Origin of the sequence: Pseudomonas sp. NFPP07, assembly GCF_900115645.1 — a bacterium.
Classification (GTDB): Bacteria; Pseudomonadota; Gammaproteobacteria; order Pseudomonadales; family Pseudomonadaceae; genus Aquipseudomonas; species Aquipseudomonas chlororaphis.
On sequence record NZ_FOXG01000007.1, the window covers coordinates 453,866 to 480,729 of the forward strand.

At 62.5% G+C, this 26,864-nt stretch carries 22 protein-coding genes; 16 read left to right on the forward strand and 6 right to left on the reverse strand.

Annotated features, from left to right (window positions below):
- Positions 1-78: 78 nt before the first annotated feature.
- From rsmA to BM019_RS20460, 4 genes are read right to left on the reverse strand one after another with little or no spacing between them, the layout of a single operon-like run.
- Positions 79-897 carry a 16S rRNA (adenine(1518)-N(6)/adenine(1519)-N(6))-dimethyltransferase RsmA gene (rsmA, locus tag BM019_RS20445; protein WP_007926129.1) on the reverse strand — a complete coding sequence of 273 codons (819 nt, stop codon included), beginning with the start codon at positions 895-897 and terminating at the stop codon, positions 79-81.
- Entirely contained in the window at positions 894-1,883 is a 990-nt protein-coding gene (gene pdxA / locus BM019_RS20450; RefSeq protein ID WP_092419655.1) for a 4-hydroxythreonine-4-phosphate dehydrogenase PdxA, read from the reverse strand. Before pdxA ends, rsmA begins: the two co-directional genes overlap by 4 nt.
- On the reverse strand, positions 1,880-3,196 hold the full coding sequence (gene surA / locus BM019_RS20455) for a peptidylprolyl isomerase SurA (protein WP_139217381.1): 1,317 nt from the start codon (positions 3,194-3,196) through the stop codon (positions 1,880-1,882). The genes pdxA and surA overlap by 4 nt, the downstream gene beginning before the upstream one ends.
- On the reverse strand, positions 3,177-5,990 hold the full coding sequence (locus BM019_RS20460) for an LPS-assembly protein LptD (protein WP_092419661.1): 2,814 nt from the start codon (positions 5,988-5,990) through the stop codon (positions 3,177-3,179). The genes surA and BM019_RS20460 overlap by 20 nt, the downstream gene beginning before the upstream one ends.
- Positions 5,991-6,120: 130 nt before the next feature.
- On the opposite strand from BM019_RS20460, the gene BM019_RS20465 reads away from it, so the two are divergent.
- Genes BM019_RS20465 through BM019_RS20475 form a run of 3 tightly spaced genes read left to right on the forward strand, consistent with a single transcriptional unit; the run spans position 6,121 to position 8,583 of the window.
- Complete coding sequence (locus BM019_RS20465; RefSeq protein WP_092419664.1) at positions 6,121-7,146, forward strand: aminoglycoside phosphotransferase family protein; 1,026 nt, start codon at positions 6,121-6,123, stop codon at positions 7,144-7,146.
- The gene (gene murU, locus BM019_RS20470) at positions 7,143-7,814 is read left to right on the forward strand and encodes an N-acetylmuramate alpha-1-phosphate uridylyltransferase MurU (protein ID WP_062824430.1); all 672 of its coding nucleotides are present in this window, start codon (positions 7,143-7,145) and stop codon (positions 7,812-7,814) included. Before BM019_RS20465 ends, murU begins: the two co-directional genes overlap by 4 nt.
- A gap of 1 nt (position 7,815) precedes the next feature.
- Positions 7,816-8,583 carry a TerB family tellurite resistance protein gene (locus BM019_RS20475; RefSeq protein WP_092419667.1) on the forward strand — a complete coding sequence of 256 codons (768 nt, stop codon included), beginning with the start codon at positions 7,816-7,818 and terminating at the stop codon, positions 8,581-8,583.
- A gap of 81 nt (positions 8,584-8,664) precedes the next feature.
- Here the strand turns inward: BM019_RS20475 and BM019_RS20480 are convergent, their stop codons facing one another.
- The gene (locus BM019_RS20480; RefSeq protein WP_092419670.1) at positions 8,665-9,663 is read right to left on the reverse strand and encodes an alpha/beta hydrolase family protein; all 999 of its coding nucleotides are present in this window, start codon (positions 9,661-9,663) and stop codon (positions 8,665-8,667) included.
- 74 nt (positions 9,664-9,737) lie between these two features.
- On the opposite strand from BM019_RS20480, the gene BM019_RS20485 reads away from it, so the two are divergent.
- The 10 genes from BM019_RS20485 (at position 9,738) to trpE (ending at position 21,935) form a co-directional block, all read left to right on the forward strand.
- Positions 9,738-12,131, forward strand: a complete 2,394-nt coding sequence (locus BM019_RS20485) for a PAS domain-containing sensor histidine kinase (protein ID WP_037005029.1) — start codon at positions 9,738-9,740, stop codon at positions 12,129-12,131.
- Between the two features lie 55 nt (positions 12,132-12,186).
- Complete coding sequence (locus BM019_RS20490; RefSeq protein WP_092419673.1) at positions 12,187-12,816, forward strand: response regulator; 630 nt, start codon at positions 12,187-12,189, stop codon at positions 12,814-12,816.
- A gap of 349 nt (positions 12,817-13,165) precedes the next feature.
- Positions 13,166-14,290, forward strand: coding sequence for an ABC transporter ATP-binding protein (locus tag BM019_RS20495; RefSeq protein WP_092419675.1), 1,125 nt, complete (start codon positions 13,166-13,168; stop codon positions 14,288-14,290).
- Between the two features lie 45 nt (positions 14,291-14,335).
- Entirely contained in the window at positions 14,336-15,379 is a 1,044-nt protein-coding gene (locus tag BM019_RS20500; RefSeq protein WP_007926152.1) for an ABC transporter substrate-binding protein, read from the forward strand.
- Between the two features lie 68 nt (positions 15,380-15,447).
- Positions 15,448-16,695: an ABC transporter permease gene (locus BM019_RS20505; RefSeq protein WP_009045872.1), complete on the forward strand. Its 1,248-nt coding sequence runs from the start codon at positions 15,448-15,450 to the stop codon at positions 16,693-16,695.
- A gap of 13 nt (positions 16,696-16,708) precedes the next feature.
- Positions 16,709-17,533, forward strand: a complete 825-nt coding sequence (locus tag BM019_RS20510) for an ABC transporter permease (protein WP_009045871.1) — start codon at positions 16,709-16,711, stop codon at positions 17,531-17,533.
- A gap of 132 nt (positions 17,534-17,665) precedes the next feature.
- The gene (locus tag BM019_RS20515) at positions 17,666-18,814 is read left to right on the forward strand and encodes an iron-containing alcohol dehydrogenase (RefSeq protein ID WP_092419678.1); all 1,149 of its coding nucleotides are present in this window, start codon (positions 17,666-17,668) and stop codon (positions 18,812-18,814) included.
- A gap of 79 nt (positions 18,815-18,893) precedes the next feature.
- A complete protein-coding gene (gene rpe, locus BM019_RS20520; protein WP_007926156.1) occupies positions 18,894-19,568 on the forward strand; it encodes a ribulose-phosphate 3-epimerase in 675 nt (224 codons plus the stop codon).
- Complete coding sequence (locus tag BM019_RS20525) at positions 19,565-20,383, forward strand: phosphoglycolate phosphatase (protein WP_007926157.1); 819 nt, start codon at positions 19,565-19,567, stop codon at positions 20,381-20,383. The genes rpe and BM019_RS20525 overlap by 4 nt, the downstream gene beginning before the upstream one ends.
- Before the next feature lie 70 nt (positions 20,384-20,453).
- Positions 20,454-21,935, forward strand: coding sequence for an anthranilate synthase component I (gene trpE / locus BM019_RS20530; protein ID WP_092419681.1), 1,482 nt, complete (start codon positions 20,454-20,456; stop codon positions 21,933-21,935).
- A gap of 69 nt (positions 21,936-22,004) precedes the next feature.
- On the opposite strand, the gene estP is transcribed toward trpE, so the two are convergent.
- Positions 22,005-23,915, reverse strand: coding sequence for an esterase EstP (estP, locus tag BM019_RS20535; RefSeq protein ID WP_092419684.1), 1,911 nt, complete (start codon positions 23,913-23,915; stop codon positions 22,005-22,007).
- A gap of 408 nt (positions 23,916-24,323) precedes the next feature.
- Between estP and BM019_RS20540 the strand changes: the two genes are divergently transcribed.
- From BM019_RS20540 to trpC, 3 genes are read left to right on the forward strand one after another with little or no spacing between them, the layout of a single operon-like run.
- Positions 24,324-24,917: an aminodeoxychorismate/anthranilate synthase component II gene (locus tag BM019_RS20540; protein ID WP_007930170.1), complete on the forward strand. Its 594-nt coding sequence runs from the start codon at positions 24,324-24,326 to the stop codon at positions 24,915-24,917.
- A 9-nt stretch (positions 24,918-24,926) separates the two neighbouring features.
- The gene (gene trpD / locus BM019_RS20545; RefSeq protein ID WP_009045865.1) at positions 24,927-25,976 is read left to right on the forward strand and encodes an anthranilate phosphoribosyltransferase; all 1,050 of its coding nucleotides are present in this window, start codon (positions 24,927-24,929) and stop codon (positions 25,974-25,976) included.
- On the forward strand, positions 25,973-26,809 hold the full coding sequence (trpC, locus tag BM019_RS20550) for an indole-3-glycerol phosphate synthase TrpC (RefSeq protein ID WP_092419687.1): 837 nt from the start codon (positions 25,973-25,975) through the stop codon (positions 26,807-26,809). Before trpD ends, trpC begins: the two co-directional genes overlap by 4 nt.
- The last annotated feature ends 55 nt before the right edge of the window (positions 26,810-26,864 follow it).

A 26,864-nucleotide genomic window follows, 5' to 3' on the forward strand; every position in this document is an offset into this window, starting at 1 on the left:
GAGGTCAGTCTAGGCCAAGTATCGGGTAGTAAACCAGACATGGAGCCTGGCGTCTTACCCGATAACGCTCGTGGCGTGTCAGCTGGCGCTGGCGGTATCCGCGGCTTGTTCGCTGAGCTTGTCGGCCAGGCGAACGAAGGCTGCCAGGTCCAGTTGCTCCGGACGCAGGCTGCCATCGACGCCGGCGGCTTCGATCTCGGCGCTTGTGAGCAGGGCCTTGAGGGTATTGCGCAGGGTCTTGCGACGCTGGTTGAAGGCTTCGCGGACGATGCGCTCCAACAGGCGATGATCCTTGGCCGGATGCGGCAGCACGGCGTGTGGCACCAGGCGGACGATTGCCGAGTCGACTTTTGGTGGCGGATTGAACGCGCCAGGGCCGACGTTGAACAGATGCTCCACGCGGCAGTGGTACTGGACCATGATCGACAGGCGACCCCAGTCACCACCGCCCGGGCCCGCGGCGAGGCGCTCGACCACTTCTTTCTGCAGCATGAAGTGCATGTCGCGGATCAGTCCGGCGTTCTGCAGCAGGTGAAAGATCAGTGGGGTGGAGATGTTGTAGGGCAGGTTGCCAACCACCCGCAGGCTGCCGGGCGCGGCATTCAGGCTGTTGAAGTCGAACTTCAGGGCATCGCCCTGGTGCAGGCTGAAATTATCCCGGCCAGCAAACTGCTGGTTGAGGATCGGCACCAGGTCTTTGTCCAGTTCGACCACATCCAGCTGGGCGCCGCTGTTGAGCAGGCCCTCGGTCAAGGCGCCCTGGCCCGGGCCGATTTCCAGCATGCGGTCGCCGGATTTGGCATTGATGGAGCGCAGGATGCGGTCGATCACGCCGGCGTCATGCAGGAAGTTCTGGCCGAAGCGCTTGCGCGCCCGGTGTTGGTATTGCTCGGTCATAAACGGGTCTCGGCCATCTGGTAGGCGGTTTCCAGGGCGACTTTCAGGCTGCCGGTATCGATCTTGCCGCTTCCGGCCAGATCCAGGGCAGTGCCGTGGTCGACCGAGGTGCGGATGATCGGCAAGCCCAACGTCACGTTGACCGCGGCGCCGAAGCCTTTGTATTTCAGCACGGGCAGCCCCTGGTCGTGGTACATCGCTAGCACTGCGTCGCAGTGCTCCAGATATTTTGGGGTAAACAGAGTGTCGGCGGGCAGGGGGCCACGCAGGTCCATGCCTTCGTTGCGCAGACGCTCCAGGGTGGGTTCGATGATATCGATTTCTTCATGGCCCAGATGTCCGCCTTCGCCGGCATGCGGGTTGAGCCCGCAGACCAGGATGCGTGGCTGGGCGATGCCGAATTTGTTGTGCAGGTCCGCATGCAGAATGCGCGTAACCCGCTCCAGGCGCTCCGGGGTAATGGCGTCGGCGATGTCCCGTAGTGGCAGGTGAGTGGTCACCAGTGCCACGCGCAGGCCATGGGTGGCCAGCATCATCACCACTTGTTCGGTGTGCGTCAGGTCGGCGAGAAACTCGGTATGGCCGGAAAAGGCAATGCCGGCTTCGTTGATCACACCCTTGTGGACCGGGGCGGTAATCATGCCGTCGAAATGTCCGTCCAGGCAGCCTTGGCCGGCCCGGGTCAGGGTTTCCAGAACGAACGCGGCGTTGGCCTTGTCGAGCTGACCAGTAACGACCTTGGCCGACAGCGGGGTATCCCAGACATAGAGGCTACCGGCGGCGGCCGGCTGGTTTGGCCAATTGTCGGGACCGACCGCAATCAGGCTGACGGCCACACCCAGCTGCGCGGCCCGCTCGGTAAGCAGGTCGCAGCTGGTAATGGCGATCAGGGGGTATGGCTGTTGTTGCGAAGCGAGCAACAGGCACAGGTCGGGACCTATGCCGGCTGGCTCGCCGGGGGTAAGCGCGAAACGCTTGGGTTTCACTGTGCCGCCTGGTCAGCGCCAGGAAGTTTGATCTCGACGTAGGCTTCATCGCGAATCTGGCGCAGCCAGGTTTGCAGCTCTTCGTCGTATTTACGGTTGCGCAGCACGGTCATCGCTTGCTGTTCGCGGGCCTGGCTGGTGCTGTCAGTGGCGCGGCGGCCAAGGACTTCCAATACGTGCCAGCCATATGGGCTCTGGAACGGCTTGGACAGCTGACCTTGCGGGGTCTTGGCCATCACGTCGCGGAACTCGGGAACCAGGGCGTTCGGGTCGATCCAGCTGAGGTCGCCGCCATTGAGGGCGGAACCCGGGTCTTCCGAGTAGCTTTTCGCCAGTTCGGCAAAGTCTTCGCCGGCTTCGATGCGCTCGTAGAGCTTCTGGGCCAGGCGCTTGGTTTCTTCTTCGCTGCGAATTTCACTTGGCTTGATCAGGATATGACGGACATGCACTTCGTCCCGCATCTGATTGCTGCCGCCGCGTTTTTCCAACAGCTTCAGGATGATGAAGCCGCCTGGAGTACGAGCTGGCTGCGTGATATCGCCCACTGCCATGGCGCTCAGTTCGCGGTCGAACGGAGGGGGCAGTTGAGCGGCTTTACGCCAGCCCATGTCACCACCTTCCAGGGCGTTGTCGCTGCCGGAACGGGCGATGGCCAGCTGAGCGAAGTCGGCGCCTTGCTTGAGCTGCTGGTAGATGTCCATGGCCTGGCGCGCGGCGCTCTGAATCGCTTCGGAGTTGGCGCTTTCCGGGGTTGGAATCAGGATATTGGCCAGGTGCAGCTCTTCGGACAATTGCATCTTGCCCAGGTCGGAGGCGAGGAAGTTTTTCACTTCCTGCTCGGAGACCTGAATGCGTTCGGCAACACGGCGCTGGCGCACGCGGCTGATGATCATCTCGCGGCGAATCTGCTCACGGGCGTCCTGATAGGACAGGCCATCACGAGCCAGGGCGGCGCGGAACTGATCGGGCGTCATGTTGTTGCGTTGGGCGATGGTGCCGACGGCCTGGTTCAGCTCTTCATCGGTAATGCGGATGCCGGAGCGTTCGCCGATCTGCAGTTGCAGGTTTTCGACGATCAGGCGTTCCAGTACCTGCTGGTTCAGGACCTCGGCGGGAGGCATGCCGCCGCCGCGCTTGGCGATGGTTTGCTGAACTTCGTGAACCCGTTGGTCCAGCTGGCTCTGCATGACCACGTCGTTATCGACGATGGCCACCACTTTGTCGATGGGTTGTACCGCGGCGCTCGCCGCGGTACCCAGGAACAGCGCGCCCAGCATCAGCGGGCGCAGACAATCAGAAAGCTTGGTCTTCACGTTCACGGTAACCTTGAATGCCTTTGTCGAGGAAGCTCTCTACCTTGGAGCCGGTGAGGCCGCCGAGTCCCTTCAGAACAATTTGGAGGAAGATGCCATGGTCGCCTTTCTCGTTCGAAGGGGCGTCCTGGCTGAACTCGTCATACTTGACCCAGTAACGGTTGATCAGGCGCAGTTTCCAGCAGCAGTTGTCGTATTCGAAACCACCGAAGGCATCGAGGGTACGGTTGCGGTTGTAGTCGTACTGCCAGCGGCTGATCAGATTCAATTGCGGCACGATCGGCCAGATAACAGAGAAGTCGTGCTGCTGGATCTTGTAGTAGTCCTTCACATAGTTCGCACTGCCAGGGGTGCCATAATCACCGCCAAACTGCCATTTACCAGTGTTCTGGTTGTAGATCACTTGGTCGTTGCGATAGCGATAACCGGCGTTGATGACCTTGTTCGGGTTGTCTTCCGGCTGGTAGTGGAACATCGCGCTGCCGGAGCGTGGGCTACGGCTGTCCGGGTCCCAGTTGTAGTCGGCAGTGGTACGCCAGTCGCGGTTCCAGCGGTATTCGTATTCCAGCGCATAAGGCGAAACGTTGGAGTGCGCGTCGTCGCGGGTCTTGGCATCGATGCCTGGCAGCTGGACTTCGCGATCCTTGAAGTAGAAAGCCTGGCCGATACTGATGCGTTGACGTTCGAAGCCGTTTTCTTCGATCCAGCGGTTGGTCACGCCGAGCGACAGTTTGTTTTCATCGCCTACGCGATCGGAGCCGGAGAACCGGTTATCGCGGAACAGCGACGAGTAGTTGAAGGTGGATTCGCCAGTATCGAATACCGGAATGTCTTCCTGATTTTTCTCCGGAACATAGAGATAGTACAAGCGCGGTTCCAGAGTCTGACGATAGTTCTTACCGAACCATTGGGTGTTGCGGTCGAAGTACAGGCCGCTATCAATGCTTGCTATCGGTACACCACGGCTTTGCGAACTGCTGAAGTCGCCTCCGACGTAATCCGTGCCATTGATGGCTGCCGCCCTTTTGTCAGCGATGATTTGATCTTTGCCAGTGCCATCAAGATCAAGGTCGTACTGGGTGTATTGATACTTGAGGGTTGGTTTGATGAAACCATAAGTCCAGTTGAGCGGAAGGCTTACGGATGGTGCGAGATTGAGGCGATTACCATTAGCGCGTGTCAGGCCTCGGGTATACGTATCCAGAAATGGTGAAGAAACACCGTTTTCGTCGGTAAAGTCGCCCGTTCTCAGGTCACGCTCAAACCGAACAATTTCGGTGTTGTAAGTGAAGTCCAACCCGCCCGGATGCTGTGGCAGGAAGCCATTCAAGGTGATCTGCGGTAGACGGTTGTAAGGCGTGACATTGGAAACCGTGGCCAATTGGTAGGCCTGAGCATTGAGCCGCGCGGTATAGGTATCACCGCGATAACTCACTGCACCTTGCTGGTTCACGAAGTCACGGCTTTCCACACCGATCTGGTCGCTCTGCAGATCCTGGAAGTAGTACGGATCGCTGATCTTGGTGTAGTCGACCTCGGTCATTACCCGCGAATCGAGTCCGCCCTTGTGCTGCCAGTTGTACATGTAGCGGGTCTTTTCGTAGTCCGTCTGCAGCTTGCGGTCGTCGTTGTCGTCGTTGAGGTACGCCGCGCCGAACTGACCTTCGCTGGACTTGGTCAGGTAGCGGAATTCGCCTTCCATCAACAGGCCACGCTTGCTCATGTAGCGCGGGTACAACGTGGCGTCGTAGTTCGGCGCCAGGTTGAAGTAGTACGGGGTGACCAGCATGAAGCCGGTATCGCTGCCGCTGCCGATGGTCGGCGGCAGGAAGCCGGACTGGCGACGGTCGTCGATCGGGAAATAGATGTACGGCGTGTACAGGACCGGAATGTCCTTGACGCGCAACGTCACGTTGGTCGCGGTGCCGAAGCCGGTCGCCGGGTTCAGGGTGATGTTGTTGCCCTTGAGCTGCCAGGCGTTGCTGCTCGGTTCGCACGTGGTGTAGGTACCATCCTTGAGGCGGATGATCGCGTTCTCGGCACGCTTGGCGTACAGCGCGTTACCGCGGATGCGCGATTTGTGCATCACGTATTCGGCGTTGTCGACCTTGGCCTCGCCGGTGTCCAGCTGCACGTCGGCGTGATCGCCGACCAGCAGGGCGCCGTTGTCGCGCAGGCGGACGTTGCCGCTCAGCTCGCCACGGTTCTCGGCCTGGTACAGGTTGGCCTCGTCGGCCTCGACCTGCATGCTGCCTTGGCGCATGACCACATCACCGGCCAGGGTGGCGATCTGCTGCTCCTGCTGATAACGCGAAGCCTTGGCGCCGATAAAGGTCGGGGCGTCACTTTTATTCGTCTTGTCATTCATGCCAGGACGAATCGGTTCGATATAAGCACCAGCACAGTAAGGACCGGTCTCGGCCAACTGGGCGGCGGTGAGCTTCTCGCGCGGAACCCAGTCGAGGTGACTGTAGTCTTCGCTGCGGGACTTCAGGCCGCGGCCCTTGGACTCGGTAACCAGCATCGGCTTGGCGCCGGTGTCTTCGCTGGTTTCGCCGCCTTCGGCCGATGCAGCGGTGCTCGAGCTGACCGCACTCGCGTCATGCACGGGGCGCGGAGGCAGTTGAGCGGCGCTGGTTTTCGGCGCGCAGTCCCAGCCACCCGAAGCAGAGACTGAGCAGTCATACTGTTCTGCGGCGACCACGAACGAAGTGGCTAGGGGTTGCAGGGCCAGCAGACTGCCAGTAACCAACAACGGAAATTTTTTACGAAACGCGGGGGATTTCAATGCCATCTTATTAGTCCGGGCTTCCTGCGTGCCATCTGCCCGCGGTGTGGGCCGCACGCCTCTCGATGGTCTGAAAAAGATGCTGGATAATAAAGCATGACCCGCTTGACGGCTAGCGCCGTCGGAGACCCTTGCAATGCCTGACCAAGATGTACGCTTGCAACACCTGAAAGTTTGGCTCGATGAGCAGTTGTCGATTGTTTATGCTTCCAACGGTTGGGGGGCCGTGCCCCCGGCCACATTGACCGCGGCCAGCAGCGACGCGAGTTTCCGGCGGTATTTCCGCTGGGAAGGCGAAGGCCGCAGCTTTGTCGTGATGGATGCTCCACCGCCCCAGGAAAACTGCAAACCCTTCGTGGATATCGCCCATCTGTTGGCAAAATCCGCAACCAATGTGCCGAAAATTTATGCAGAAGATTTGCCGCGCGGCTTTCTTTTGCTCAATGACCTGGGCAACAAAACCTATCTGGACGTGATCGACAGCGAAAATGCCGACGCCCTGTTCAAGGATGCGCTGCAAACCTTGCTGGCTTTCCAGCAGTTGCCGATGGATGCGCCGTTGCCCAGTTATGACGTCGCTTTGCTGCGCCGTGAACTGGAACTGTTCCCCGAGTGGTACGTGGGGCGCGAGCTGGGCGTCGAGCTGAATGAGCGCCAGCGTGGCCAATGGCAGCGGGTCAGCGAGCTGTTGATCGAAAGCGCCCTGGCCCAGCCCAAGGTGCTGGTGCATCGTGACTATATGCCGCGCAACCTGATGCTCAGCGAACCCAATCCGGGCGTGCTGGATTTCCAGGACGCGGTCTATGGCCCGGTGACCTATGACGTCACCTGCCTGTTCAAGGATGCCTTTCTCAGCTGGCCCGAAGCACGGGTGCGCGGCTGGCTGGAAGACTACTGGCAGCAAGCGTCCCGGCTCGGGATCGCGGTACAGCCCGACTTCGAGGATTTCCTGCGCGCCAGCGACCTGATGGGCGTACAGCGCCATCTCAAGGTGATCGGGATCTTCGCGCGGATCTGCCACCGCGACGGCAAGCCCCGTTACCTGGGCGACGTGCCGCGGTTCTTCGCTTATATAGAGGCCGTCTTGGCCCGTCGGCCGGAGCTGGCGGAGTTGGGTGAGCTGTTGGCCAGCCTGCGTCAACCGGTCGGAGCCTGTGTATGAAGGCAATGATTCTGGCCGCAGGCAAGGGCGAACGGATGCGCCCCTTGACCCTGACCACGCCCAAGCCATTGATCCGCGCCGCCGGTGTGCCGCTGATCGAGTACCACCTGCGGGCACTGGCCCGGGCGGGCTTTACCGAAATCGTCATCAACCACGCCTGGCTGGGGCAGCAGATCGAAGATCATCTGGGCGATGGCTCGCGCTTTGGCTTGAGCATCCGCTATTCGCCGGAGGGCGAGCCGCTGGAGACCGGCGGCGGTATTTTCCGCGCCTTGCCCTTGCTGGGTGACGAACCCTTTGTGGTGGTCAATGGCGATGTCTGGACCGATTACGATTTCCGCTCGTTGAACCGTCCGCTGGATGCGTTGGCGCATCTGGTGCTGGTGGATAACCCGGCTCACCACACCGCCGGGGATTTCATCCTCAGCGATGCCCGGGTGCGGGACGCCGAGCCGGGTGCGCAGACCCTGACCTACAGCGGTATCGCGGTGTTGCACCCGGACCTGTTCCAGGGCTGCACGCCGGGTGCGTTCAAACTGGCGCCCCTGTTGCGCAAGGCCATGGCCGATGGACAGGTCAGCGGCGAGCGTTTGCAGGGACACTGGGTCGATGTCGGCACCCATGAGCGCCTGGCGGAAGTCGAAACCTTGTTAGAAGCGAGTCGTTGATATGTTGTGGCCAGGGACTCTGATCGGAGCCGGGGCTGGCTTTGCCATAGCCAGTATCCCGGGGGCCATGCTGGGAGCGTTGCTGGGACAGGCGCTGGACCGGCGTTTGCAATTGCATAGCTGGGCCCAGGTGCGTGAGCGTCTGGGCGGTCGACCGGCGCTGCGCAACGATGAACTGCTGTTCGTGCTCTTGGGGCGGTTGGCGAAAAGCGATGGCCGGGTGGTCGATGGGCATATCCAGCAGGCGCGTCTGGAAATGCGTTCGCTGGATATGAGCGAAGCCGCGCAGCGCCGCGCCATTGCCGCGTTCAATCGGGGCAAGTCGGGTAACGATCAGCTACGAGGCTACCTGCGGCGCCTGGCGACGCAGCCTCATGCCGCCGAGGGTGTGTTGCGCGCTTGCTGGCGGATGGTCTGGGCCGATGGCCGGGCCAGCGTCGCCGAGCGCGAGCTGATCCAGCTCTGGGGCAAGTGGCTGGGCTGGACTGTGCAGCAGGTGCAGGCGTTGGCGGCGGACTACGAGCCGGGTAAAAAACCGTTGGCCAACAGCAGTGGCACCTATCAGGACGCGTTGCGCCTGCTGGGTGTCTCGGCGACCAGCGAGCCGTCGCAGATCAAGCGCGCCTACCGGCGTCTGCTCAGTCGCCATCACCCGGACAAGATTGCCGGCAGCGGCGCAACCCCCCTGCAGGTGCGTGAAGCCACGGAGAAAACCCGCGAGCTGCACAGCGCTTACGCACTGATCCGCGAGCGTCGAGACTTTCGTTAGAGAGACTCGTTAGAGGGAAATGCCCCCGCGCCCGGCCCCGCACCTTGCCAAAAACAGGAGCGGGGCCGGGCGCGGCGGGATTCAGTCTTGCACGGGTTGTGGGCTCAGCCAGCCGCGTACGCGTCTGAACAGCTGCTCGTTTTCAGCCGTGCTGTTGCCCGGCAGGGCGTTGAGCGAGACCTGGGTGAAGTTGGCGTTCTTCAGGCGCTTGCTCGCCTGCAGGCGTTCCAGGGCGTTCTTGCGAGCCTGCGCGTTGTCCTTGTAGAAAAAATCGGCGGTCGCCAGCTTCAGGGTCGGTGTCAGTTCCGCCAGTCCGGGTTTGCCGATGGACGGGGTCTGGGCAGCCACCAGCACCAGTTTTTGAATCTCCGGCGGCTGTTTTTCGCTCAGGTAGCGCGTGGCCCAGTAGGCGCCGCTGCCATGACCCAGCAACACAATGCTGCGGGCGTTCTGCTGCTGGGCGTAGGTCACCGCGGCGTCGATACGGGCAAAAATCCGCTCGGCGTCGGCCTTGGCCTGTTCTTCGCTACTCTCCACCACCGCGCGATCGGCCATCTCGGCTTCGCCACCGGCGGCCTGTTCGATTGGCTTGGGCGCTGCCGTGGCGGCATCTTTGCTGCTAGTGTCGGCGGTCGCGGGCGCAGGTTCGGCCTCGACGATGCGGGGTTGCGCCGCATCGCTCTGCAGGTCGGGCAGGGTCAGACTCAGGCTGCTCCAGTCGGCATCCGGCAATCTGTTGCGCAAAGGGCCGATTGCCTGAGGCCAGTCAGCGGTTTCGCCAGCGCCCGGGATGATAATCACCGCGCCCTTGGGGTCGCTGGTGTTGGCTGGTTTCCATAGGGCCAGAAAGCTCTCGCTGCCGGCTTGCAGTGACTGTTGTTCGCTGGATGGCAGGACCCGTTCGAGGGCTGCGGCATCTTCCTGGCTACGCTCAAGGAGCGGCTGGCGTTCGGCCGGTTTTTCCGCGGCAGCCTGTTCTGCCGGGGCGGGTTGAGGATCGGCGGCCTCGACCGAAAAGGCACAAGGCAGGATCAGCGACAGGCACAATGCGGGCAGTGCCGTGCGGTGGACAAGGGACATCGGTTATTCCAGGCCAGAAGTAATCCCGGCAGCCTAATGGGTTGGTCAGTATTTGTCAGTGTGTGAGACTTCAGATGATGCGTTTTCGCTGCCTGTTGGTTATCGGCTGTATCTGCCTTCCCTTGATGGCCCGGGCGGTGCCTGCGCCACATATCGCCCAGGCGCAGTGGAGCCCCGCACAACAGCAGTGGTTGGAGCAGCATCGGGAATTGCGGGTTGGCGTGGTGCTCCAGGCCCCCTACGCCCAGTACGACCGACGGCTGCAACGCTTGTCCGGCGCCAATATCGAACTGATGCAGTGGCTGGCCCAGGCGATGAAGGTCGAGCTGAGCTGGCGCAACTTTGCCGATCAGGCGCAGCTGGAAGCGGCGGTGCGCGCCGGTGAAGTGGATATGGCCCCGGGCCTGAGCCAGACCCCGGCCGGCCTGCGGCTCTGGCAGTTTTCCGATCCCTATATGCGCGTGCCGCAACTGGTGGTCGGCGAGCAGAAGGGCGCCGGCGCGGTGGAGCTGGAAAAGCTCGACAGCCAGACCCGCGTGGCGGTGCGCATGCCCAGCGCGGTGGCGGACTACCTGCGGGCGACCTATTCCAACCTCAATCTGCAGGGCGTGCCCCTGGAGCGCCAGGCCCTGCAATTGCTGCTCAGCCAACAGGCGCGTTATGCGGTGATCGATGAAGCACAGCTCAGTCGCTTGTCGGCGGAACCGGAGTTCGCCGGCCTGGCGGTGGTAGGCGATATCGGATTGCCGCAACTGCTGCGGGTGGCTACCCGGCGCGACTGGCCCGAGCTGGCGGACATCGTGCAACGCGCCTTGCACGGTATCGCCGCCAAGGACCTGGAGCAGTTGCACAATCGCTGGCTGCAACCCAAGTATCCGCGGCTGAGCGAGTCCCGCGGTTTCTGGCAGAACCTCAGCCTGCTGCTGGCCGTGCTGCTGTTGGCGAGCATGGCCATCGTTATCTGGCAGCGCCGCCAGCAACAGACGCTCGAGCAGCGGCTGCTGACCACCCGCGAGGACCTGGCCCGGCGCGAGGCCAGTGAAGAAGCCTTGCGCCTGACCCAGTTCTCCATCGACCAGAGCACGGTGGGCATTCTGTGGGTCAACTGGGACAGCCATGTGCGCTACGCCAATCGCGCGGCCGAAAGCATGCTGGGCTATGCGTCGGGGGCGGTGGTCGACCGGCCGTTGAGCGACTTCGAACCCAACCTGCACATGGACCGCTGGCTTGGCCTGTGGAAGCGCGCCCGGGCCAGCGAGGACGCGCCGCCCAGCTTCGAGACCCAATGTGTCCGCGCCGACGGCAGCATCCTGCCGGCCGATGTGTCGCTGAGCTTTCTGCGCTTTCGCGATGGCGAGTACCTGGTGGTTTACCTCACAGACGTCACCGAGCGTCGTCGCGCCCTGGCCGCCCTGCAGGAAAGCGAGGCGCGGTTGCAGGGGATCGCCGCCAATGTGCCGGGGCTGGTGTTCCGCCTGGAACGGGCACCGGTGACCGGGCAGATCGATTTCGCCTACATCAGCGAAGGCAGCGAGAGCCTGGTGGGTTATTCCCCGGCGACCCTCAGCCACCGCGACATAGGGCTGCGCAGCCTGGTGCACCCTGGGGACCGGGCCAGCTATCACCAGACCCAGGACCATGCCCTGGACACCGACAGCGACTGGTCCTGGCAGGGACGGATCCTGACCCGCCAGGGCGAACAGCGCTGGGCGGAAATCAAGGCCATCACCCGCCAGCTCGAGGACGGCGCCTATGTCTGGGACGGCATCGTCTGGGACATCAGCGAAAGCAAGCGCATCGAACTGGAGCTGGCCAGCTCGCGGGAGCAACTGCGCGAGCTGTCGGCGCACCTGGAAAGCGTGCGCGAAGAGGAAAAGGCCCGTATCGCCCGGGAAGTGCATGACGAGTTGGGGCAGATGCTCACGGTGCTCAAGCTGGAGACCTCGATGTGCGAGCTGGCCTACGCGCAGCTCGATCCGGGGCTGCACGAACGCTTGAACAGCATGAAGCGCCTGATCGCCCAGCTGTTCCAGTTGGTACGCGATGTGGCCACGGCCCTGCGCCCGCCGATTCTCGATGCCGGCATCGCGTCGGCCATCGAGTGGCAGGCGCGGCGTTTCGAGGCGCGCACACAGATTCCTTGCCTGGTGCAGGTGCCCGACAATCTGCCGGTGCTCAGCGATGCCAAGGCCATCGGTCTGTTCCGTATCCTCCAGGAGGCGCTGACCAACGTGATGCGCCATGCACAGGCGCATACTGTCGAACTGACCCTGAGCCTCGAGCAGAACCAACTGTGCATGACCATCAGCGATGACGGCCAGGGTTTCGTGGTCGAGGCCGGGCGGCCGACGTCCTTCGGTCTGGTGGGCATGCGCGAGCGGGTACTGATCATGGGCGGCAGCCTGAGCCTGGACAGTCAGCTGGGCGAAGGCACCACCCTGAGCGTGACTGTGCCGTTGGACTTGTAGGCGCGAGCAAGCTCGCCGCTGCAGAAATCATCACTAATAAGAAGAGGTACGAGCTGTGATCCGTGTACTGGTAGCCGAAGACCACACCATCGTTCGCGAAGGCATCAAGCAGTTGATTGGCCTGGCCAAGGACCTGACGGTGGTGGGGGAGGCGAGCAATGGCGAGCAGCTATTGGAAGCCCTGCGCCATGTGCCTTGCGAGGTGGTGCTGTTGGATATTTCCATGCCTGGCGTCAACGGCCTGGAGGCGATCCCGCGGATCCGCGCGCTGAACAATCCGCCGGCGATCCTGGTGCTGTCGATGCACGACGAGGCGCAGATGGCGGCCCGGGCGCTGAAGGTGGGGGCGGCCGGTTATGCCACCAAGGACAGCGACCCGGCGCTGCTGCTGACGGCGATCCGCAAGGTGGCGGCGGGCGGGCGTTACATCGACCCGGAACTGGCCGACCGGATGGTCTTCGAAGTCGGCCTGACGGACACCCGGCCCCTGCATTCCCTGCTGTCGGAGCGCGAGTTTTCCGTGTTCGAACGGCTGGCTCAGGGCGCCAACGTCAACGATATCGCCCAACAGCTGGCCTTGAGCAGCAAGACCATCAGCACCCACAAGGCGCGATTGATGCAGAAACTCAACATCACCTCCCTGGCCGAGCTGGTGAAGTACGCGATGGAGCACAAGCTGCTCTGAGTGGATCTGTAGCCGCTGCCCCAGGCTGCGATCGACAGCGCAGCTGTCGCTAAGCCTGGCCCAGGGGATTTTCAGCTTAATCGCGGTGCCTGGATCACGAGTGCTTCGCCCTCGATTGCAGCCTGCGGCAGCGGCTACACGTACCCATTTGCGACATGCAAACAGGCTTCTGGCCATGATCTGCGCCGGGCGTGCGCCGGAACTTGTCCAATCGCGCCATTCTTGTAGGGGGATTCCTACAAGGAACCTTCCATCCGGCTGAGGCCAATCTCTCATACCCCCCGATTTGCGCGGCTTGTGGCCTCCACTAGGCTTAGTCCACAGCCGTCAAAAAACAAAAGGTGTGGGTATGAGCGAGGTCGATTCAAGCGCTGGGACGAGTGATGTACTGGTCAGTTTCCGTGGTGTGCAAAAGAGCTACGACGGCGAAAACCTGATCGTCAAAGACCTCAACCTGGACATTCGCAAAGGCGAGTTCCTTACCCTGCTCGGGCCATCCGGCTCCGGCAAGACCACCAGCCTGATGATGCTGGCCGGCTTCGAGACCCCGACCTCCGGGGAGATCCAGCTGGCCGGGCGGGCGATCAACAACGTGCCGCCGCACAAGCGCGATATCGGCATGGTGTTCCAGAACTATGCGCTGTTCCCGCACATGACCGTGGCCGAGAACCTGGCGTTCCCGCTGTCGGTGCGTGGCCTGAGCAAGACCGATATCAGCGAGCGGGTCAAACGCGTGCTGAGCATGGTCCAGCTCGAGTCCTTCGCCCAGCGTTATCCGGCGCAACTGTCCGGTGGCCAGCAGCAGCGGGTGGCTCTGGCCCGGGCGCTGGTGTTCGAGCCGCAGCTGGTACTGATGGACGAACCCCTCGGCGCGCTGGACAAACAGCTGCGCGAACACATGCAGATGGAAATCAAGCACCTGCACCAGCGCCTCGGCGTGACCGTGGTCTACGTGACCCACGACCAGGGCGAAGCCCTGACCATGTCCGACCGGGTCGCGGTGTTCCACCAGGGCGAAATCCAGCAGATCGCCCCGCCTCGGACCCTTTACGAAGAGCCGAAGAACACCTTCGTCGCCAACTTCATCGGCGAGAACAACCGCCTCAACGGCCGCCTGCACAGCCACAGCGGTGACCGCTGCGTGGTCGAGCTGGGGCGCGGCGAGAAGGTCGAGGCGCTGGCGGTCAACGTCGGCAAGGCCGGCGAGCCGGTGACCCTGTCGATTCGTCCGGAGCGCGTGAGCCTCAACGGCTCCAGCGAAAGCTGTGTCAACCGCTTCTCAGGGAGGGTGGCGGAATTCATCTATCTGGGCGACCACGTCCGGGTTCGCCTGGAAGTCTGTGGCAAGACCGACTTCTTCGTGAAACAGCCGATTGCCGAGCTCGATCCGGAGCTGGCGGTGGGCGATGTGGTTCCGCTTGGCTGGCAGGTCGAGCACGTTCGCGCGCTCGACCCACTTCTAGAGGCGCATTGATCGCCCCCCTTGCTTCACCAACCCTGCACGTGGAGAGAACAATAAATGTTGAGATCCCTGAAATTCACCGCTTTGACATTGGGCCTGATGGGCGCATCGCACGCGATGGCGGCGGGCCCGGACCTGACCGTGGTGTCCTTTGGCGGGGCGAACAAGGCGGCCCAGGTCAAGGCCTTCTATGCCCCGTGGGAAGCCGCGGGCAACGGCAAGATCGTCGCTGGCGAATACAACGGTGAGATGGCCAAGGTCAAAGCCATGGTCGACACCAAGAGCGTGTCCTGGGACCTGGTGGAAGTCGAGTCGCCGGAGCTGTCCCGCGGTTGCGACGAAGACATGTTCGAGCAGCTCGACCCCGAGCTGTTCGGCAAGCCCGAGGACTACGTCAAGGGCGCGATCCAGCCTTGTGGCGTGGGTTTCTTCGTCTGGTCGACCGTCCTGGCCTATAACGCCGACAAGCTGAAGACCGCGCCGACCAGCTGGGCGGATTTCTGGGACACCCAGAAATTCCCGGGCAAGCGCGGCCTGCGCAAGGGCGCCAAGTACACCCTGGAATTCGCCCTGATGGCCGACGGCGTCGCGCCCAAGGATGTGTACAAGGTGCTGGCCGGCAAGGACGGCCAGGATCGTGCCTTCAAGAAGCTCGATGAACTCAAGCCGAGCATCCAGTGGTGGGAAGCCGGCGCCCAGCCGCCTCAGTACCTGGCTTCCGGTGACGTGGTCATGAGCTCGGCCTACAACGGCCGGATCGCCGCGGTACAGAAGGAAAGCAACCTGAAAGTCGTATGGAACGGCGGTATCTACGACTTCGACGCCTGGGCCATTCCGAAGGGCCTGGACAAGACCCGCGCCGAAGCGGCGAAGAAATTCATCGCCTTCTCGGTGCAGCCGCAGCAGCAGAAGACCTACTCGGAAAACATCGCCTACGGTCCGGCCAACACCCAGGCGGTACCGCTGCTGGCCAAGGACATCCTGAAAGACATGCCGACCACCCCGGAAAACATCGCCAACCAGGTGCAGATCGACGTCAGCTTCTGGGCTGACAACGGTGAGCAACTGGAACAGCGTTTCAACTCGTGGGCGGCCAAGTAAGGCGTCATGCATGGGCGGCGTCACCCGCGGGTGACGCCGTTACCGTTTAAAGATTTGCGGAGTTCGTCATGGCCATTAGCGTTCCCCTGAACGAGGTCACCAGCCCCAGCCTCAAGCAGCGCCTGGCGCGTGCCGAGCGGGTCAACCGCTGGAAAGCGCAAGCGTTGATCGCGCCGCTGGTGCTGTTCCTGCTGCTGGTGTTTCTCGTGCCTATCGCCGCGCTGCTGTACAAGAGCGTCGGTAACCCGGAAGTGGTCGAAGGCATGCCGCGCACCGTGGTCGCCGTGGCCGGTTGGGACGGACGCGGCCTGCCGGCCGAGCCGGTGTACAAGGCGCTGAGCGAGGACCTGGCCGAAGCGCGCAAGCAGCAAACCTTGGGCGATCTGTCCAAGCGACTGAACATGGAGTTGGCCGGCTATCGCAGCCTGCTGACCAAAACCGCCCGGGCCCTGCCGTTCAAGGAGGAACCGGCTTCCTATAAAGAAGCGCTGGAGGCCATCGACGAGCGTTGGGGCGACCCGGCCTACTGGCAGGCGGTACGCCGCAACACCAGCAGCCTGACGCCGTTCTACCTGCTGGCCGCCGTCGACCATCGGATCGACGACCTGGGGGAGATCGCCCCGGCGACCCCTGACCAGGCCATCTACCTGGATATCTTCGCCCGGACTTTCTGGATGGGCCTGGTGATTACCGGCATCTGCCTGGTGCTGGCCTATCCCCTGGCTTATCTGCTGGCCAACCTGCCGGCGCGCCAGAGCAACCTGCTGATGATTCTGGTGCTGCTGCCGTTCTGGACTTCGATCCTGGTGCGTGTGGCGGCGTGGATCGTGCTGCTGCAATCGGGCGGCCTGATCAACAGCGCGCTGATGGCCATGGGCGTGATCGACAAGCCGCTGGAGCTGGTGTTCAACCGCACCGGGGTCTACATCTCCATGGTGCACATCCTGCTGCCGTTCATGATCCTGCCGATCTACAGCGTGATGAAAGGCATCTCGCCGACCTATATGCGCGCGGCGATTTCCCTCGGCTGCCATCCGTTCGCCAGCTTCTGGCGGGTGTATTTCCCGCAGACCTATGCCGGCGTCGGCGCCGGTTGCCTGCTGGTGTTCATCCTCGCCATCGGCTACTACATCACCCCGGCGTTGCTGGGCAGCCCGAACGACCAGATGGTCAGCTATTTCGTCGCCTTCTACACCAACACCAGCATCAACTGGGGCATGGCGACCGCGCTGGGCGGCCTGTTGCTGTTGGCGACCATCGTGCTGTATCTGATTTACAGCTGGCTGGTGGGCGCCAGTCGCCTGCGCCTGAGCTAAGGAGAGAATCGAAATGCTGAGCCCTTACATGTCGCCCGTCGAGCGGGTCTGGTTCTACAGCTTGCGGATTCTCTGCGGCGTGATCCTGTTGTTCCTGATCCTGCCGGTGCTGGTGATCATTCCGCTGTCGTTCAACTCGGGCAGCTTCCTGGTGTACCCGCTGCAAGGCTTCTCGCTGCAGTGGTATCACGACTTCTTTGGCTCGGCGGAATGGATGCGCGCCCTGAAGAACAGCATCATCGTCGCCCCGGCGGCCACGGTGCTGGCGATGGTCTTCGGCACGCTGGCGGCCATCGGCCTGACCCGCGGCGACTTCCCCGGCAAGGCACTGGTGATGGCGCTGGTGATTTCGCCGATGGTGGTGCCGGTGGTGATCATCGGCGTGGCCAGCTACCTGTTCTTCGCGCCCCTGGGCATGGGTAACAGCTTCTTCTCGCTGATCATCGTCCATGCCGTGCTGGGCGTGCCGTTCGTGATCATCACGGTCTCGGCCACCTTGCAGGGCTTCAACCAGAACCTGGTGCGGGCCGCGGCCAGCCTTGGCGCTTCGCCGCTGACGGCGTTCCGCCGGGTGACCCTGCCGTTGATCGCGCCGGGGGTGATCAGCGGCGCGCTGTTCGCCTTTGCTACCTCGTTCGATGAAGTGGTGGTCACGCTGTTCCTCGCCGGCCCCGAGCAAGCCACCTTGCCCCGGCAGATGTTCAGCGGTATCCGCGAAAACCTCAGCCCGACCATCGCCGCCGCGGCGACGCTGCTGATCGCCTTCTCGGTGATTCTGCTGCTGACCCTGGAGTGGCTGCGTGGCCGCAGCGAAAAACTGCGTACCGCATCGGTCTGATCGCCACTGACAGATCGCTCCCGTGCCGGCCGTGGGAGCGCTCTGTTGCGGCATTCACCGCGCAAATAGCAGACAACACCGAATCCCCAGCTACTCTTGTGCCAGCTCCCCCCTATATAAGAGGCCGCGCACATGAGTCTTTCCTCTTTCAAAATCGCCCACAAACTGCTCACCGGCTCCGCCGCGATCGAGCAACTGTCCACCGAACTGAGCCGCCTGGATGTCGATAACCCGCTGATCGTCACTGATGCCGCGCTGGTCAAGTCCGGTACCGTGGCGCTGGCGCTGGCGCAACTGGGGGGGCGGGACTACGAGATTTTCGACCGGGTGCTGCCCGACCCGGAAATCGCCATCGTCGAAGACTGCATGCAGGTTTACCGCGAGGGCGGGCACGACGGGCTGATCGGCCTGGGCGGTGGCAGCGCCATCGATATCGCCAAAAGCGTTGCGGCCTACGCCGGTTATCACGGGGCGCTGGAGGATCTGTTCGGGATCGACCAGGTGCCGCGCAAGGGGCCGCCGCTGATTGCCATTCCCACCACGGCGGGCACCGGCTCCGAAGTCACCAATGTGGCGATTCTCTCGGACAAGGTCGCACAGCTGAAAAAGGGCATTGTCAGCGATTACCTGTTGCCGGATGTGGCGCTGGTCAGCCCGCAGATGACCCTGACCTGCCCGCGCAGTGTGACTGCCGCCAGCGGTGTCGATGCCCTGGTGCATGCCATCGAGTCCTACCTGTCGCTCAACGCCTCGCCCATCACCGACTCCCTGGCCCTTGGCGCCATCAAGCTGATCGCCCAGGCGCTGCCCAAGGCGTACGCCAATCCTGCCCACCTGCAGGCCCGCGAAGACATGGCCACCGCCAGCCTGATGGCCGGCATGGCCTTCGGCAACGCCGGGGTCGGCGCGGTGCACGCGCTGGCTTATCCACTGGGCGGGCGCTTCAATATCGCCCATGGCGTCAGCAATGCCTTGCTGCTGCCGTACGTCATGACCTGGAACAAGATGGCCTGTGTCGAGCGCATGCAGGATATCGCCGAGGCCATGGGGGTGAAGACCGCTCATCTGAGTGCGGCCGAGGCGGCCGACAAGGCCGTCGAGGCCATGACCCAGCTCTGCGCCGCGGTGGAGATTCCCTCGGGGCTGCGCAGCTTCGGGGTGCCGGAGGAGGCCATTCCGTCCATGGCGGTGGAGGCCGCGGGGATCGAGCGCCTGATGCGCAACAACCCGCGCAAACTGAGCCCGGGCGATATAGAGAAGATCTATCGCGCGGCTTACTGATCATCGCGGTCACGGTGCGCGCGCCAAAGCATGAGGTATACAATGCGCGCCACCGTGATTCTGCTCAAAAAGGTGCGTCATGCAGCCCTTCGCAATTGCTCCGTCGATCCTCTCCGCCGATTTCGCCCGCCTGGGCGAGGAAGTGGACAATGTTCTCGCCGCTGGCGCCGATATCGTGCACTTCGATGTCATGGACAACCATTACGTGCCCAACCTGACCATCGGTCCGATGGTCTGCGCTGCCCTGCGTAAGTACGGCATCACCGCGCCGATCGACGCCCACCTGATGGTGAGCCCGGTGGATCGCATCATCGGCGACTTCATCGAGGCCGGTGCGACTTACATCACCTTTCACCCGGAAGCCACGCTGCACGTCGACCGTTCCCTGCAGATGATCCGCGAAGGCGGCTGCAAGGCTGGCCTGGTGTTCAACCCGGCCACCCCGCTGGACGTGCTCAAGTACGTCATGGACAAGGTCGACATGGTCCTGCTGATGAGCGTCAACCCGGGTTTCGGCGGCCAGAAGTTCATTCCGGGCACCCTCGACAAGCTGCGTGAGGCCCGTGCCCTGATCGATGCTTCCGGTCGCGATATCCGCCTGGAAATCGACGGCGGGGTGAATGTGCACAACATTCGCGAAATCGCTGCCGCGGGCGCCGATACTTTCGTCGCGGGCTCGGCGATCTTCAATGCGCCGAACTACCGGGACGTGATCGAGAAGATGCGCGCCGAACTGGCGCTGGCCCGTCCATGAGCGGTTTCGAGCAGCTGTTCCCGGGGCGTCTGCCGCGGCTGGTGATGTTCGACCTGGATGGCACCCTGGTCGATTCGGTTCCCGACCTCGCGGCGGCCGTGGACGACATGCTGCTCAAACTGGGGCGTCCGCCCGCCGGTATCGAGGCGGTGCGCGAGTGGGTCGGCAACGGCGTGCAGATGCTGGTGCGCCGGGCCCTGGCCAACGACATCGCGGCGCAGGGCGTCGACGATGTCGAGGCTGAGCGCGGGCTGGAGCTGTTCAACAATGCCTATGAGGATGGCCACGAACTGACTGTGGTCTACCCCGGTGTGCGCGACACCCTCAAATGGCTGCACAAGCAGGGCGTGGAAATGGCGCTGATCACCAACAAGCCGGAGCGTTTCGTCGCGCCCTTGCTGGATCAGATGAAGATCGGCCGTTATTTCCGCTGGATCATCGGTGGCGATACCCTGCCGCAGAAGAAACCCGACCCGGCAGCGCTGTTCTTCGTCATGAAAATGGCCAGTATCCCGGCCTCGCAATCGTTGTTCGTCGGTGACTCTCGCAGCGATGTGCAGGCAGCAAAAGCCGCGGGCGTAAAGTGCGTGGCATTGAGCTATGGCTACAACCACGGACGGCCGATTGCCGAGGAAATGCCAGCCCTGGTGATCGACGATCTGCGCCAGTTAATTCCCGGTTGCCTGGATCCGGCCGCTGAGATAACGTTGCCCGACGCTGTTCAATCCCCTCCTGGAAACGCCATCGTGGTGGTCACTCGCAAACTCTGGATGAAAGTCATCAAGGCCCTGGCCCGTTGGCGTTGGCGCGCCTGACTTGTTCCTGGCCGGTCTTCCGGCGCGTTTGCATACCTGACTGTTAGAACCTCAAGCCACGAGGCACCCCATGATCCGCGAAGAATTCCTGCGTTTGGCCGCTGCCGGCTACAACCGCATCCCGCTTGCCTGCGAAACCCTGGCCGACTTCGACACGCCGCTGTCGATCTACCTGAAACTGGCCGACCAGCCCAACTCCTACCTGCTGGAGTCGGTGCAGGGCGGCGAGAAATGGGGCCGTTATTCGATCATCGGCTTGCCCTGCCGCACCGTGCTGCGGGTGCATGACCACCATGTCAGCATCACCGTCGATGGCGTCGAGACCGAAAGCCATGACGTGGCCGACCCGCTGGCGTTCGTCGAAGAGTTCAAGGCGCGCTACCAGGTGCCGACCATCGCTGGCCTGCCGCGCTTCAATGGTGGCCTGGTCGGCTACTTCGGTTACGACTGTGTGCGTTATGTGGAGAAACGCCTGGGCAAATGTCCGAACCCGGATCCGATCGGTGTGCCGGACATTCTGTTGATGGTCTCCGACGCCGTGGTGGTGTTCGATAACCTCGCCGGCAAGATGCACGCCATCGTCCTCGCCGACCCGTCCCGGGACGATGCCTTCGAGCAAGGCCAGGCACGCCTGCAAGCGTTGCTGGAGAAGCTGCGCCAGCCCATGACCCCGCGTCCTGGCCTGGACTTCAGCAAGCAGCAGGCGGCCGACCTGGTGTTCCGCTCCAGCTTCACCCAGGGTGACTACGAGCGTGCCGTCGATACCATCAAGGAGTACATCCTGGCGGGCGACTGCATGCAGGTGGTGCCGTCGCAGCGCATGTCCATCGATTTCAAGGCGGCGCCGATCGACCTGTATCGCGCCCTGCGTTGCTTCAATCCGACGCCTTACATGTACTTCTTCAACTTCGGCGACTTCCATGTGGTCGGCAGTTCGCCGGAAGTGCTGGTGCGGGTCGAAGACAACCTGATCACCGTTCGCCCGATCGCCGGCACCCGCCCACGCGGCGCCAACGAAGAGGCGGATCTGGCGCTGGAGAAGGACCTGTTGTCCGACGACAAGGAAATCGCCGAACACCTGATGCTGATCGACCTGGGGCGCAACGACACCGGGCGGGTTTCCGAGATCGGTTCGGTGAAGCTCACCGAGAAGATGGTGATCGAGCGTTATTCCAACGTGATGCACATCGTTTCCAACGTCACTGGCCAGTTGAAGGCCGGACTGACCGCGATGGACGCGCTGCGGGCGATTCTGCCGGCGGGTACCTTGTCCGGTGCGCCGAAGATTCGCGCGATGGAAATCATCGACGAGCTGGAGCCGGTCAAGCGTGGTGTGTATGGCGGGGCGGTAGGTTATTTCGCCTGGAACGGCAACATGGACACCGCCATCGCCATTCGTACGGCGGTGATCAAGGACGGCGAGCTGCATGTGCAGGCCGGTGGCGGTATCGTCGCCGACTCGGTGCCTGCGCTGGAATGGGAAGAAACCCTGAACAAGCGTCGCGCGATGTTCCGCGCGGTGGCCTTGGCTGAACAGACGCCCGATAGCTGAGTCGGACAACGAGCTATAAAAAACGCTGCCTCCTTGCGGGGGGCAGCGTTTTTTATTGCCTGCTCTCTACTAGAAGTCGAGGCTGACGCCAACGTTGATGCCCTGTTGGGTGAAGTCATCGTCCTTGCGGATGTTGTAGCTGGCGCGCAGGGCCAGGTCCTGGGTGAGCTTGTGGCTGACCCCGAGGTTCAGGCGATTCAGGTTGGTCTGCGGGGTATAGCCTTCGAGGGTGTAGCGGTTATCCGGCAGGCTGTTGAGGGCCATGGTCAGCTTCTGGGTATCGTCCTCGTATTCCTTTTCGTGGGCGACTTCGCCGAACACCTGGGTTTGCCGGGTGATCTGGTACTTGCCCTGCAGGCCGATGCCCAGGCGCCGCGAGGTGCGTTTCTGGTCGTCGAAGGTCAGTGCGGTGGAGTCGTTGCCGTCCTCGGAGTAACCGTCGACCTTGACCCGCGCGTAGTCGGCGCTGATGAACGGCGACAGGTGCCACGGGCTGCTGGCCTGCTGCGCGATGTCGTAGCCCAGGCGAGCGCTGAAGGCCAGGACGTCGCCGCTGGTGTCGCCTTTTTCCCCGCGCTCGTTGGGCCCCAGGGCGAATTTGCGCTTGAGGTTGTCGTAGTCCAGGTGCCCGGCGGTGGCTGCCGCGTCGGCCCACCAGCGGTTTTGCTGGTACTGGACGAAGGCGGTGCCCAGGTAGGTGTTGAGTTTGTAGTCCGAGTCGTTGCTGCCGGCCTCGAGCTTCTGCCGATAGGCGCCGGCCAGCACACCCACTCGCCAGGCCTCATCGAGCCGGTAGCTGCCGCCGATGTTCAGGTTCAAACCGTTACCGTCGGCACTGGCGCCGCTGCGCTGGCTGTCGAAGTCCTGGTGCTGGCCGCCCGCGGCGACAATCGCCCGCCATTGCCCCACGCCCTGCCAGTTTTCCCAGTCGGCCTGCCATTGGTTGCGCAGTTCATCCTGGTGCGCGCGCAGGGTGCCCTGGGCCATTTCCGGGAGCAGGGTTATTTCCCAGGGCGCCGCCAGCAATGAGTAAGCGTAATCGGCGATCAGCCGCTGGCCGGCTTCGGTGGGGTGGACCGCGTCGTTGTAGATCAGCTTGCTTGGGTCCGGCGTGGCGCTGTGAATGCCATAGCGAGCGTTTTCCGTGCAGCCATTGCCACTGAAGCAGGTGGCGGTGAGGTTCTGGTCGGTGGCCAGGCCGAACTGTGCCGGGTTGGCGAAGCTTTCCTTCAACAGCACGGGAATATTGAGGGGAATGACTTCGGCATCGACCGTCTGCAGCTGTCGGACCAGTTCGGTATTGAATTGGGCACTGAGCTGGGAAGTGAACCCTTGCAACGGGCTGCCGTTGATTGCCGGGGTCAGGCCGATGTCCGGCAGCAGCCAGATCATGATGTAGCGGGCGCCGGCCTGTTGCAGGGTTTGCACGCTGTCGACCAGGCGGCCGGCCGCGGCGTTGGCCTGGTCAAGGCTGGTGACGCGGCCCTGGAGGAAGTCGTTGCCGCCCCCTGACAGGTAATAGAGGGCATTCGGGTCGGCGCGGAAATCGTTGGCCAGCAGATAGCCGGGGCGGCTACGGCTGCCGGCGGTCGAGGTGGTGGTAATCGAATCGAGGATCTGGTCGGTGCGATAACCGCCGACTGCCCAGTTGTTGCCATCAGGCAGGCCTTCCCTGGCGCGGGCGGCCGAGGTCGACGCGGCGAGCTGGGCGTCCGAGAAGCCCAGTTTGGCCCCCAGCAGTTGCGTCGAGTTGGCGGAGCGGACTTCCCCGCTACCATCCAGGTAAACCGGCCCGGTACGGTTGGTAAAGCGCTGGGTCGCGCCCGCGGGACCGCCGGGATCGGCGAATTGCCCGGCATCGCTGAGGCTGTCGCCGAACACGATAAAGCTGGAATAGGGGGAAGGGGCTGCGATCGCTTGAGCGCAGGCCAGGGACAAAAGACTGCCGGCGAGTGGTACGAACAACGTCTTTTTGATCATGAGCAAGTCCGTTTTATTTATTGTTGTAGAGAACGAAACGACAGTACCAAAAACTTTTGCGTTTCAGCTATGGCGATAAGCCATATCGCTTGTTTATCCGGGCGCGGGCCCCGCCATATTGCACCCTCTGCTCAGCTAAGTTACTGTGCCTGAACGTATGAATGAGACCTTCCCCGTGTTGATCGTCAGCAAACTCTTGATGCGAGTTGTTAAGGCACACGCCCGTTGGCGTTGGCGCGCCTAACTTTTCTCTGCCGGCCCGGCCGGACCTGTACCGTTTTGCCTTCTTTATCCCTGTTCGACTCCGCTTGTGCTGGTTGAGTGATTGCAACCTCCGGCGGGCCTGCCAGCGGGCAATCCACTGAAGGCTGTATTAAAAGTCAGTGAATTCAAGAGGTTGTAATCCCCATGTTGCTGATGATCGATAACTACGACTCCTTTACCTATAACGTTGTGCAATACCTTGGCGAGCTGGGTGCCGAGGTCAAGGTGGTGCGCAACGACGAACTGACCGTGGCTGAAATCGAAGCGCTCAACCCTGAGCGGATCGTCGTGTCGCCCGGTCCTTGCACGCCGACCGAAGCCGGTGTGTCCATCGAAGCGATCAAGCATTTCGCCGGCAAGCTGCCGATCCTGGGCGTCTGCCTGGGCCACCAGTCGATTGGCCAGGCTTTTGGCGGCGACGTGGTGCGCGCGCGGCAGGTGATGCACGGTAAGACTAGCCCGGTATTTCACCAGGACAAGGGCGTATTCGCCGGTCTGAACCATCCGCTGACCGTGACCCGTTACCATTCCCTGGTGGTCAAGCACGATACGTTGCCGGACTGCCTCGAACTGACCGCCTGGACCCAACTGGAAGACGGCTCCGTCGACGAGATCATGGGGCTGCGCCACAAGACGCTGAACATCGAGGGTGTGCAGTTTCATCCCGAGTCTATTCTCACCGAGCAGGGCCACGAGCTGTTCGCCAACTTCCTCAAACAGAGCGGCGGCACGCGCTAAGGACTTTCCATGGATATCAAGACTGCCCTGAGCCGTATCGTCGGCCATCTCGATCTGAGCACCGATGAAATGCGCCAGGTCATGCGTGAAATCATGACCGGCCAGTGCACCGATGCACAAATTGGCGCCTTCATGATGGCCATGCGCATGAAAAGCGAAAGCATCGACGAAATCGTCGGCGCTGTTTCGGTCATGCGCGAGCTGGCGGACAAGGTCGAGCTGAAAACCCTCGACGGTGTGGTCGATGTGGTCGGCACCGGCGGTGATGGTGCGAACATTTTCAACGTGTCCACGGCTTCTTCCTTTGTAGTCGCCGCAGCCGGTTGCACGGTGGCCAAGCACGGCAACCGCGCGGTGTCCGGGAAAAGCGGCAGTGCCGACCTGCTCGAATCCGCCGGTATCTACCTGAACCTGACGCCGGTACAGGTCGCCCGCTGTATCGACAACGTCGGCATCGGCTTCATGTTCGCCCAGTCCCATCACGGTGCCATGAAGTACGCCGCTGGCCCGCGTCGCGATCTCGGCCTGCGCACCCTGTTCAACATGCTCGGCCCGCTTACGAATCCGGCCGGCGTGAAACATCAGGTGGTGGGTGTGTTCACTCAGGCGTTGTGCCGGCCGTTGGCCGAGGTTTTGCAACGCCTGGGCAGCAAGCACGTGCTGGTGGTGCACTCTCAGGATGGCCTGGATGAATTCAGCCTCGCCGCGCCGACCTTCGTCGCCGAGCTGAAGGACGACCAGATCACTGAATATTGGGTTCAGCCCGAAGACCTCGGCATAAAGAGCCAGAGCTTGTTCGGCCTGGTGGTCGAAAGCCCGGCGGCATCGCTCGAGTTGATTCGTGATGCCCTGGGGCGGCGCAAGACCGAGCACGGGCAGAAGGCGGCGGAGATGATCGTGCTCAATGCCGGTGCCGCGCTCTATGCGGCGGACCATGCCAGCAGCCTGAAAGAGGGCGTGGCCCTGGCCCATGACGCTTTGCACACTGGGCTGGCTCGCGAGAAGCTTGAGGAGTTGGGTGCCTTTACCGCGGTATTCAAGCAGGAGAATGAAGGATGAGTGTGCCGACGGTTCTGGAAAAAATCCTCGCCCGCAAGGTCGAGGAAGTGGCTGAGCGTAGCGCACGGGTAAGCCTGGCCGAACTTGAAGGCCAGGCCCGTGCCGCGGATGCGCCGCGCGGCTTTGCCAAGGCGCTGCTCGACCAGGCCAAGCTCAAGCAGCCGGCGGTGATCGCCGAAATCAAGAAAGCCTCGCCGAGCAAAGGCGTGATTCGCGAGCATTTCGTGCCGGCAGAGATCGCCAAGAGCTATGAGAAGGGCGGCGCGACCTGCCTGTCGGTACTCACCGATATCGATTATTTCCAGGGCGCCGATGCCTATCTGCAACAGGCGCGTGCCGCCTGTTCGTTGCCGGTGATTCGCAAGGACTTCATGATCGATCCGTACCAGATCGTCGAAGCCCGCGCATTGGGGGCCGACTGCGTGCTGTTGATCGTGGCCGCGCTGGATGATGCCAGGATGGCTGAACTGGCTGCCGTGGCCAAAGGCGTGGGTCTCGATGTGCTGGTCGAAGTGCATGATGGCGACGAGCTGGAGCGTGCCCTGAAAACCCTCGACACGCCGCTGGTGGGCATCAACAACCGTAACCTGCACACCTTCGAGGTCAATCTGGAGACCACCCTCGATCTGTTGCCGCAGATTCCGCGCGATCGTCTGGTGATCACCGAGAGCGGTATCCTCAACCGGGCCGATGTCGAGCTGATGGAAATCAGCGACGTTTACTCCTTCCTGGTGGGCGAGGCCTTTATGCGGGCCGAGAGCCCAGGCCTGGAACTGCAACGCCTGTTCTTCCCGGAACGTGGCGTGCCGGTGAGCGGTTCGACCCTGGACTGAACCTGAGTTGATGAAGAAGCCGGCGCCGCCGGCTTTTTTATACCTATCGCAAAGG

Coding starts and splice junctions, on each gene's coding strand:
- rsmA (WP_007926129.1), bottom strand. CDS start 897: ATGACCGAGCAATACCAACACCGGGCGCGCAAGCGCTTCGGCCAGAAC.
- BM019_RS20460 (WP_092419661.1), bottom strand. CDS start 5,990: ATGGCATTGAAATCCCCCGCGTTTCGTAAAAAATTTCCGTTGTTGGTT.
- BM019_RS20465 (WP_092419664.1), top strand. CDS start 6,121: ATGCCTGACCAAGATGTACGCTTGCAACACCTGAAAGTTTGGCTCGAT.
- murU (WP_062824430.1), top strand. CDS start 7,143: ATGAAGGCAATGATTCTGGCCGCAGGCAAGGGCGAACGGATGCGCCCC.
- BM019_RS20475 (WP_092419667.1), top strand. CDS start 7,816: ATGTTGTGGCCAGGGACTCTGATCGGAGCCGGGGCTGGCTTTGCCATA.
- BM019_RS20480 (WP_092419670.1), bottom strand. CDS start 9,663: ATGTCCCTTGTCCACCGCACGGCACTGCCCGCATTGTGCCTGTCGCTG.
- BM019_RS20485 (WP_037005029.1), top strand. CDS start 9,738: ATGATGCGTTTTCGCTGCCTGTTGGTTATCGGCTGTATCTGCCTTCCC.
- BM019_RS20495 (WP_092419675.1), top strand. CDS start 13,166: ATGAGCGAGGTCGATTCAAGCGCTGGGACGAGTGATGTACTGGTCAGT.
- BM019_RS20500 (WP_007926152.1), top strand. CDS start 14,336: ATGTTGAGATCCCTGAAATTCACCGCTTTGACATTGGGCCTGATGGGC.
- BM019_RS20505 (WP_009045872.1), top strand. CDS start 15,448: ATGGCCATTAGCGTTCCCCTGAACGAGGTCACCAGCCCCAGCCTCAAG.
- BM019_RS20510 (WP_009045871.1), top strand. CDS start 16,709: ATGCTGAGCCCTTACATGTCGCCCGTCGAGCGGGTCTGGTTCTACAGC.
- BM019_RS20515 (WP_092419678.1), top strand. CDS start 17,666: ATGAGTCTTTCCTCTTTCAAAATCGCCCACAAACTGCTCACCGGCTCC.
- rpe (WP_007926156.1), top strand. CDS start 18,894: ATGCAGCCCTTCGCAATTGCTCCGTCGATCCTCTCCGCCGATTTCGCC.
- BM019_RS20525 (WP_007926157.1), top strand. CDS start 19,565: ATGAGCGGTTTCGAGCAGCTGTTCCCGGGGCGTCTGCCGCGGCTGGTG.
- trpE (WP_092419681.1), top strand. CDS start 20,454: ATGATCCGCGAAGAATTCCTGCGTTTGGCCGCTGCCGGCTACAACCGC.
- estP (WP_092419684.1), bottom strand. CDS start 23,915: ATGATCAAAAAGACGTTGTTCGTACCACTCGCCGGCAGTCTTTTGTCC.
- BM019_RS20540 (WP_007930170.1), top strand. CDS start 24,324: ATGTTGCTGATGATCGATAACTACGACTCCTTTACCTATAACGTTGTG.
- trpD (WP_009045865.1), top strand. CDS start 24,927: ATGGATATCAAGACTGCCCTGAGCCGTATCGTCGGCCATCTCGATCTG.
- trpC (WP_092419687.1), top strand. CDS start 25,973: ATGAGTGTGCCGACGGTTCTGGAAAAAATCCTCGCCCGCAAGGTCGAG.